Genomic DNA, 2,723 nt, shown 5'->3' with positions numbered 1-2,723 from the left:
AGGTCTAGAAGTTACTCTCACTCCCAAATCCGCAAGACTTCATTATATTGTGGACTTAAGGGTGATGCTGAGGCAGCATCAATTTCAAAGCCTTTCGGCCTCAAAATAAATGTAGTTCTGCCTCAGCAAAGCACCTTTCAAATAATGATATGAGAATAATTTCTGGAAGGAGGCGGAAACCGCCTCCCTCTTCTTACTTAATCAGGTGATTTTACGCAGCGACCGCGTCATCGGATTTTTCCGGGCTGAGTCCAATCTTCTTCAGAATGGGGGCCACGGGCATATCCGCGATCACACGGAAGTTTGCATCATCCTTGATCTGCTGCAGTGCGGAAACCAGGTCTTTCTGGCCGGAAACGACCGGCACCAAGGCTTCCATCAATGCTTCCACCGTCAGGGTGGAAAAGATCTTCGGATTCATTTCCTTAACCAGGCTTTGGATGAAAGGCGCCACACCGGCCAGCAGTTCGGACAAGCTCTTGGTTGTGGAAACGGCAGAAGCCGTCCCATTTCCATTGCTCGCGCCGTTCAGCATGTTGCCAATAAAAGGCACCTGTTCTCCCACCACCTGGGCTCCAGCCGCAATCGACATCATCTGCGACATAATCGCGCTCGCGCGGGATCCATCCCCGATGATGTTTGCGCTGATATTCATATGCTCGGCCATTGCCGTAGCAATCTGAACCTGAGCTGAAAGCTCAGCCTGCTTGACCTGGAGATCATGACCAAGCTGCAGCTTCATCTTTTCCAGCTCGAATAAAGCCGGATTAGTGGTGAAGAGCTCGGCCTGTTCGCGGGCCAATTTCAACTGGATTTCCATCAAGCCGCCCTGGCGGTGGATTTCCGCATCAGCTTCAAGCTGTGCAACTTCGGCTCGGGCAACACCCGATGCACGATCAACCGCCACCTGCTTTTCAGCAATAGCCACCCGACGCTCATCAACATCAGCTTCAGCCAAACCAGGCGCAGCGGCTTCGGCGCGAGTCGCGTCAGCCATCTTCACCTTGGCCGCAGCCTCTTGTTCTGAAGCCTGGGCCTCGGTCTGGGCCTTGGACAGGCGGACCTGGTTCTGCGCAGTGGTTTCAATCTTCAGCGCTTCAGCTTTCGCCTCAGCAGTCGTTACTGTCACCACCTTGTTTCGGTCAGCCGTGCTTTCCTGCTCTTCGAGCAAGCGAGCCGCGTCTTCCTTGGTCTTTTTGGCAGAGCGGGTTAAATCGCGCTCCTGAACCAGGTCGTCGCGCTCGGCATCAGCCAAAGCACCTGCCTGCAAGATCGCCTTCTGGCGTTCCTGGTCAAGTAAGGCCACATCAGCCTGAGCGGTAGTTGTTGCCAACTGCTCGGCTTTTTGTAACCCCACTTTTTGCAGAGATACTTCATTTTTGGCTGTTTCCAACCGGAGCGAACGCTGTTCGTTGGCAAGCGCCAACGCATTTTCGCGTTCTGCTACCGTCTCGTCCTTGTCCAGCTCAGCGGACTTCACTGCCTTATCAGCAGCCAGGCTCTTTTCTTGCGTTTCTTTCCGGGTCAATCCATCAACTTCAGCCGTCGTTCGCGCCTTCTCCTGATTGGATTCGTGCGTCTTCAACTGGGCCGCATTGATCTGGATAGTCGTATCCCGGGTCACAGTCGCCTGTGCCTGTTCGACAAGCTTTTCGTACGCCACACCGCCCAACTCGGCGATCGTGATGTACAGCAGCTTATAGCCAAGACCCGTCAGGGTTGCATTGACTTCGTCACGGGCCTTATCGGCCAACTGCTGGCGATCGTTCAATACTTCCTCGAGGGTCATCTCCGCGGCAGCGTCCAGAAGTTGTGCTTCGGTCACTTCGCGGATATTCGCGGCCAAGCCCATAATGTCATTGCCGACGCTCTGCGCCGCAATTTCCGGCTGGGTCTCATCCAGTTTGGCCACCACATGAGCGGTGACGTTGTACGGAATCCTGTTCTTGTCGAGCACGTCGACACCAATCGAATTCGCTCCGGCAACCGGAATCACGAACGTAATGGTGCGCAGTGCGATGACTTCAGTCAGGGCATTCCGCCAGTAAACCGACGTTTTTTTGGCCGCCTGACCAAAAACTTCGGTCGCCTTCTTCATGGCAATTGGGCTGGAATGAATACCGTGCCCGCTCACCACATGAACTTCATCAGCCGGCACAACTACGCGTTTACCAAACCCAAATAAGCCACCGCCCTGTTCAGGGTCAACCTGCAAGGACTGGATGTCATACAGTCTGGTGTTCAGTTTACGCTGCAGGGCTTCCAAGCCGGCATCTGCAATCATTCCAACAGCATCACCCGCTGCCTCACGGAGGCCACGGTTCCCGCCTTGGCGGGGTTCATCTTCATCACGAAAGTTGCGGTCCATTTTTCGAATGCTCCTGATACATCAAGTTGAAAAGGTTTAGGGTCTACAAAAAACGTAGAATCGACGGGAATGAAATAGTTCCAAAGCTTATAGGCATCTCCTCCTAAAAAGGTAGTTTTTGATTACGAAATGCCCTGTGTATGTATATGATTGGGCACAAATTAGCTTCGAATTTCAAAGCCAATTCGCGCCCAACCAAACAATGGTTTAAATTATTCTCACACCAAATTTTAAGGTGCATTTATGCTAGTTGTAACTTTATAAAAAGACACCGCAAAAGGCGTCAGTTTACGCAAATTACATTGACGCGGATTATAGGACATAATGTCAAATTATTCAATTCTCAAGCCCCAAT

Annotated in this window: 1 protein-coding gene; it reads right to left on the bottom strand. The window is 52.1% G+C overall.

Annotation, left to right across the window (positions count from 1 at the left end; all coding sequences use genetic code 11):
* Positions 1–211 precede the first annotated feature (211 nt).
* The gene (locus tag M0P74_18295; protein MCK9365537.1) at positions 212–2,368 is read right to left on the bottom strand and encodes an SPFH domain-containing protein; all 2,157 of its coding nucleotides are present in this window, start codon (positions 2,366–2,368) and stop codon (positions 212–214) included.
* Between the last annotated feature and the right edge of the window lie 355 nt (positions 2,369–2,723).

It is taken from the genome of Syntrophales bacterium (genome assembly GCA_023229765.1).
Taxonomy (GTDB): domain Bacteria; phylum Desulfobacterota; class Syntrophia; order Syntrophales; family UBA5619; genus DYTH01.
The sequence above is the reverse complement of the archived record's forward strand: the minus strand, read 5'-3'. Positions and strand labels throughout refer to the sequence as shown.

Bases quoted from the DNA above. Each gene is read 5' to 3' on its own strand.
- M0P74_18295 (MCK9365537.1), bottom strand. From the start codon at position 2,368: ATGGACCGCAACTTTCGTGATGAAGATGAACCCCGCCAAGGCGGGAAC.